Source organism: Streptomyces sp. (assembly GCF_036566765.1).
GTDB lineage: Bacteria > Actinomycetota > Actinomycetes > Streptomycetales > Streptomycetaceae > Streptomyces.
Genome location: NZ_DATCVQ010000353.1, coordinates 1 through 6,151, shown reverse-complemented (window position 1 = coordinate 6,151; position 6,151 = coordinate 1). Strand labels below are relative to the sequence as shown.

Here is a 6,151-nt window from a genome sequence, read left to right as displayed (position 1 = left end):
CGCCGCGGCGAGCAGCGCCACGACGACCGAGGCCGGGCCGGGCAGGGGCAGGGCGCGCGCCACGGTGGCGGCGGCGACCGCGATCCCGCCCACCGCGACGGCGTCCGGGTCCGCGCCGAGGTGGCCCGCGGCGAGGATCGTCAGGGCGGCCGAGGCGACGGTGGCCATCAGGCCGTACATGCGCTCGTCCGGGTCCGCGTGGCTGCGCAGCTGGAGGACGAGGGCGAGCAGCACCCAGACGCCGAGCGCGCCGAGGATCGCGGCGGGCGCGTTGTCGCGGCCGGCCGCGAGCAGCGCGACGTCGGCGGCGAGGCCGCCGGCGAAGGCGAGCGCGATGCCCTGCCGGGCCGGCCACATGCCGTTGAGCCGGAACCAGCCGGCGGCGGTGACGGCCTGGAGCAGGACCAGCGGGACGAGCAGCCCGTACGGGCCGACGGCCGCGCCGCCCGCGAGCAGGAGTCCGAGGCCGGCGGTGAGCGCGGCGGGCTGCATGCCGGGGTCGATGATCGGCGAGCGGCCCTCGGCGCGGGCGCGCTGGGCGTCGGTGATCCGGGTGTTGCCGGAGGTGGTGGGCGCGGAGTACGCGGGGCCCGCCTCGGGCTCGGGAGCGACGACCGGCGGCTCGTACGCGACGGGCGCGACCGGCGTCTCGGGCGGCAGCGGCCCGGCGGCGGCCTGCGGCACGTCCTGGTACCCGGCCTGCGGCGCGGCGTCGTGCCCGGCCTGCGGCGGGAGGTACGCGGTGTCGGCGGCCGCCGGCGGCGAGACGACGGGCTGGTACTGGGTGTCCCAGGTCTGGCCCTCCCAGGTCTGGGTCGCGCCCGGGTCCTGGTGCCCGCCGTACGGCTGCTGGCCGTACTGCTGCTGACCGTCGGGCTGCCCGTACTGCTCCTGCCCGTACTGCTGCGGGCCCTCGGGCTGCGCGTACCCCTGCGGGTACTGCTGCTGCCCGTACGGGTCGTACGGCTGCTGCTGCTCGCCGTGCGCGTACTGCTGGTCACTGCTCATGTCTGCGGGTTCACCCTCCTGCGAACGGCGGGAGCACCTCGACCGTGCCGCCCTCGGCCAGCCGTACGGTCTCATGCGCGCGGGTCCCGACGGGGTTCCCGTCGACGAGGAACGAGCACCGCATCAGGACGCGGACCAGCTCGCCCGGGTGCCGGCCCCGGGCCGCGTCCAGTGCCTCCGCCAGCGTCTCGGCGGCGTACGGCTCCTCGGCAACGCCCGCGGCGGACTTGGCCGCGGCCCAGTAGCGGATGGTTCCCGCTGCCATAGCGGCGCTCCCTTCGTTCGTGTGCGCGCCGCCCCCCATGATGGTCTATCCGCGGGTGAGCCAGTCGCCCAGCCGGGCGAGCAGTTTCTCGTCCGCCGCGTTCTCCGCGTGGCCCATGCCGGGCTCCAGCCACAGCTCGGCCGGGCCGCCCGCGGCGGCCGCCGCGGCGGCGAGCATGTGCGGATGGTCGACGGGGAAGTACGGGTCGCGGTCGCCGTGCACGATCAGCAGCGGCGTCGGCGCGATCAGCGGGACCGCCTCGACCGGGGAGAGCGGTACGGGGTCCCAGGCCTCGTGGTGGATCCGGGTGCCGAGGCCGTAGCGGCCGACGAGCCGCCCGACCGGGCGGGTGATCACCCAGTGGACGCGGCGCATCGGCGGCGTCCCCCGGTAGTACCAGCGCGCGGGGGCGCTCACGGCGGCCACCGCGTCGGCGTGTGCTTCCGTGCGCCCCTGTGCGCCGTCGGCTCGCGTGTCGTACAGCGCGGCGTGCCGCAGGACCACCGAACCGCCCATCGAGAAGCCGAGCGTCACGACCCGCTCGTGGCCCATCTCACGTGCCCAGCGCACCGCGGCCGCCAGGTCGAGGACCTCCCGGTCGCCGACGGTCGACCGGCCGCCGGACCCGCCGTGACCGCGGAAGGAGAAGGTGACCACAGCCGCGCTCTGCGCGAGGGCGCCGGCGACGCGGCGCACCGCCGGCCGATCGGCCGAGCCGGTGAAGCCGTGGGCGACCACGATGGCGGTCGACGCGGAATCGGTGACACTGGCCGTACCCGGCTCGTACACCGCCTCGATGCGGACCCCGTCGTCCGTCTTCAAGGTTGCGCGCCGGGGGCCGTACGTGATCGAGGAAACATCCACCATGTGAAATCGACCCTCTTCCTCGGAACTCCTCTGGGCTATTCTGCTGGGCAGAGGATCCGGGCAACGCAGCCCCCGGGTCCTTTTGTGTTTTGCCGCCGTTGTTACGAGCAGGTGAACAAAGGCTCTCAGGGCGCGGGAGCCGAGCGAGAACCGTACGAAGCAGTGCCGCAACGTCCTCGCAGGGACCGAGGAGGAACCGACGTTATGGACGAGCGAACCGTGCAGGACCAGCAGGACCGCAAGGACCGACAGGACCGACGACCGACGACCCTGGCAGTAGGTGGGGCTCGATGAGTTCTCTGCTGCTCCTCACCAACGCCCTCCAGCCGTCGACGGAGGTGCTTCCCGCTCTCGGACTGCTGCTGCACAACGTGCGGGTGGCCCCCGCCGAGGGCCCGGCTCTCGTGGACACCCCCGGTGCCGACGTGATCCTGGTCGACGGCCGGCGCGACCTCCCGCAGGTCCGCTCCCTCTGCCAGCTGCTGCGCTCCACCGGGCCCGGCTGTCCGCTGATCCTCGTCGTCACGGAGGGCGGCCTGGCGGCCGTCACCGCCGACTGGGGCATCGACGACGTACTGCTCGACACGGCAGGGCCCGCGGAGGTCGAGGCGCGGCTGCGCCTGGCCATGGGCCGCCAGCAGATCGTGTCCGACGACTCCCCGATGGAGATCCGCAACGGCGACCTGTCGGTCGACGAGGCGACGTACAGCGCGAAGCTGAAGGGCCGGGTCCTGGACCTGACCTTCAAGGAGTTCGAGCTGCTGAAGTACCTCGCGCAGCACCCGGGCCGGGTCTTCACCCGGGCCCAGCTGCTGCAGGAGGTCTGGGGGTACGACTACTTCGGCGGCACCCGGACGGTCGACGTCCACGTACGGCGTCTGCGGGCCAAGCTGGGGCCCGAGCACGAGTCGCTGATCGGCACCGTCCGCAACGTCGGATACCGCTTCGTCACCCCGGAGAAGGTGGAGCGCGCGGCGGAGGAGGCACGGGTGAAAGCCGAGGAGGCACGGGCCAAGGAAGCGGCCCGGGTCAAGGAAGCCGCGCGGGACGTCACCCCTACGGAGGACAGGGGCGTGGTGGACGCCACAGCCCGACCTGCCAAGAGGTAGGTCCCCCCGCGTAGACTTCCGCGCGTGGCCAAGGTGACGCGGGACGACGTGGCGCGACTGGCGGGTACTTCGACCGCGGTCGTGAGCTACGTCATCAACAATGGACCCCGGCCGGTCGCCCCGGCCACGCGCGAGCGTGTCCTCGCCGCCATCAAGGAGCTGGGCTACCGGCCCGACCGCGTCGCGCAGGCCATGGCCTCGCGGCGCACGGACCTCATAGGCATGATCGTGCCGGACGCCCGGCAGCCGTTCTTCGCGGAGATGGCGCATGCGGTCGAACGGGCTGCCGCCGACCGCGGCAAGATGGTGCTCGTCGGCAACTCCGACTACCGCGACGACCGCGAGGTGCACTACCTGCGGGCCTTCCTCGGCATGCGGGTCGCCGGGCTGATCCTGGTCAGCCAGGGCCCCAGCGAGCGCGCCGCGCAGGAGATCGAGGCCTGGGACGCGCGTGTGGTGCTGCTGCACGAGCGGCCCGAAGCGATCGACGACGTGGCCGTGGTGACCGACGACATCGGCGGCGCGCAGCTCGCCACCCGGCACCTCCTGGAGCACGGGCACCCGAACGTGGCCTGCCTCGGCGGCGTCCCGGACACCCCGTCCGTCGGCGACCCGGTGGCGGACCACGTCGAGGGCTGGCGGCGCGCGATGCAGGAAGCCGGGCGGCCGACGGACGGCCTGCTGTTCGAGGCCCCGTACAACCGCTACGACGCGTACCAGGTGGGGCTGAAGATCCTCGCCGGCCCGGACAGGCCGACGGCCATCTTCTGCTCCACCGACGACCAGGCGATCGGCGTGCTGCGCGCGGCCCGCGAGCTGCGCATCGACGTGCCGGGCGAGCTGGCGGTGGCGGGCTTCGACGACGTGAAGGAGGCGGCGCTCACCGATCCGCCGCTGACCACGATCTCCTCCGATCGGCCGGCGATGGCCCGGGCGGCGGTGGATCTGGTCCTGGACGACTCGCTGCGGGTGGCCGGGTCGCGGCGGGAGCGCGTGAAGCAGTTCCCGTCGGCGCTGGTGGTCCGCCGCTCCTGCGGCTGCGCCTGACAAACCTCATCGGGCCCCGTCGTTCCACGCGATTCGGGGCCCGTCCTCAACGTCGACGCGAGGCCCGTCCTCAACGCGACGCGAGGCCCGTCTTTATATCGGGCATACACCCTTCTGTCGGGCTTCTCAGCCCTTCCTCAGACAGTTCTCATGTACGGCTCCGAAAGTCGTCGCATGACCGACTACCCCCAGCAGCCGCAGCAGCCGTACTACCCGCCGCAGCCCCCGTACCAGCCCGCTCCGGCCGCGCAGTCCGCCGCGCACGCCGCCCCGCGCCAGAAGGCCAGGCGGTCCGTCGGTCTGCTCGCCGCCGTCGCGCTCGCGGCCGCGGCGATCGGCGGCGGCACCGCGACCCTCGTCCAGCAGTACACCGCCGACCCGGTCGCGGCCGGCGCCGGCGGCGTCAGCGGCACCAACGTCTCCACAGGCTCCAAGGGCACCGTCGCGGGCGTGGCCCAGGCCGTCGCGCCGTCCATCGTGGAGATCTCGGCGAGCGGGACCGCGGGCAAGTCCACCGGCTCGGGCGTGATCATCACCTCCGACGGCGAGATCGTCACCAACAACCACGTGATCTCCGGGGCCTCGCAGATCACCGTCCAGCTCAGCGACGGCAAGCAGTACACGGCCAAGGTCGTCGGCACCGACCCCGACAAGGACCTGGCGCTGATCAAGCTCCAGGGCGCGTCCGGCCTCAAGGCGGCCACGCTCGGCGACTCGTCCCGGCTGAAGGTCGGCGAGGAGGTCGTCGCGATCGGCTCCCCCGAGGGCCTGACCGGCACCGTCACCAGCGGCATCGTCTCCGCCCTGGACCGCGACGTGACCGTCGCCAAGGACGACGGCCAGGAGCAGCAGCCCCAGACCGACCCCCGGCAGGGCTGGCCGTTCGAGTTCGGCGGGCAGGAGTTCAACGGCGACACCGGCGATTCCAAGACCACGTACAAGGCGATCCAGACGGACGCCTCGCTCAACCCGGGGAATTCCGGCGGCGCGCTGATCAATATGAACGGGGAGATCATCGGGATCAATTCCGCGATGTATTCGCCCAGTTCCACGAGCGGTTCCTCGGCCGGCAGCGTCGGCCTCGGCTTCGCGATCCCGATCGACACCGTGAAGGCCGATCTGGACGCCCTTCGCTCGGGCGGCGACAACTGAACGCGACCGGGCCGGACGCCGAGCCGGCATGCGAATCTAGGCCCATGACTGGTCCGGTGAACGAAGGCGAACGCATCCTCATCGTCGACGACGAGCCCGCGGTCCGCGAGGCGCTGCGCCGCAGCCTCGCCTTCGAGGGGTACGCCACCGAGGACGCCGTCGACGGCCTCGACGCACTCGCCAAACTCGAGTCGTACGCCCCCGACCTCGTCGTCCTCGACGTGCAGATGCCGCGCATGGACGGGCTGACCGCCGCCCGGCGCATCCGGGCCTCGGGCGCGACCCTGCCGATCCTGATGCTGACCGCCCGGGACACCGTCGGCGACCGGGTCACCGGCCTGGACGCGGGCGCGGACGACTACCTGGTGAAGCCGTTCGAGCTGGACGAGCTGTTCGCCCGGATCCGGGCGCTGCTGCGGCGCAGCTCGTACGCCCGGGCGACGGCGGACCTGCCGGAGGGCGATGTGCTCGCCTTCGCCGACCTGCGGATGGACCTGGCGACCCGCGAGGTGACGCGGGCCGGCCGGCCCGTGGAGCTGACCCGGACCGAGTTCACGCTCCTGGAGATGTTCCTGGCGCACCCGCGCCAGGTGCTGACCCGGGAGCAGATCCTGAAGGCCGTCTGGGGCTTCGACTTCGAGCCGAGCTCGAACTCGCTGGACGTGTACGTGATGTACCTGCGGCGCAAGACGGAGGCGGGCGG

General features: G+C 72.8%; 7 protein-coding genes. 4 read left to right on the top strand and 3 right to left on the bottom strand.

What is annotated here, in order from left to right:
- From VIU94_RS20575 to VIU94_RS20565, 3 genes are all read right to left on the bottom strand, one after another.
- Positions 1-1,008, bottom strand: a 1,008-nt coding sequence (locus tag VIU94_RS20575) for a hypothetical protein (RefSeq protein WP_331913304.1), incomplete at its 3' end; no start/stop codon positions are given.
- 10 nt (positions 1,009-1,018) lie between these two features.
- Positions 1,019-1,273 carry a MoaD/ThiS family protein gene (locus VIU94_RS20570; RefSeq protein ID WP_331913303.1) on the bottom strand — a complete coding sequence of 85 codons (255 nt, stop codon included), beginning with the start codon at positions 1,271-1,273 and terminating at the stop codon, positions 1,019-1,021.
- A gap of 45 nt (positions 1,274-1,318) precedes the next feature.
- Positions 1,319-2,140: an alpha/beta hydrolase family protein gene (locus tag VIU94_RS20565; protein ID WP_331913302.1), complete on the bottom strand. Its 822-nt coding sequence runs from the start codon at positions 2,138-2,140 to the stop codon at positions 1,319-1,321.
- Between the two features lie 290 nt (positions 2,141-2,430).
- On the opposite strand from VIU94_RS20565, the gene VIU94_RS20560 reads away from it, so the two are divergent.
- The 4 genes from VIU94_RS20560 to VIU94_RS20545 form a co-directional block, all read left to right on the top strand.
- Positions 2,431-3,249: a response regulator transcription factor gene (locus VIU94_RS20560; protein WP_331913301.1), complete on the top strand. Its 819-nt coding sequence runs from the start codon at positions 2,431-2,433 to the stop codon at positions 3,247-3,249.
- Positions 3,250-3,273: 24 nt separating this feature from the next.
- On the top strand, positions 3,274-4,296 hold the full coding sequence (locus tag VIU94_RS20555) for a LacI family DNA-binding transcriptional regulator (RefSeq protein WP_331913300.1): 1,023 nt from the start codon (positions 3,274-3,276) through the stop codon (positions 4,294-4,296).
- Between the two features lie 174 nt (positions 4,297-4,470).
- Positions 4,471-5,448 carry a S1C family serine protease gene (locus VIU94_RS20550; protein ID WP_331913299.1) on the top strand — a complete coding sequence of 326 codons (978 nt, stop codon included), beginning with the start codon at positions 4,471-4,473 and terminating at the stop codon, positions 5,446-5,448.
- Between the two features lie 44 nt (positions 5,449-5,492).
- Positions 5,493-6,151: response regulator transcription factor (locus VIU94_RS20545; RefSeq protein ID WP_331913298.1), on the top strand; the 659-nt coding region annotated here is incomplete at its 3' end.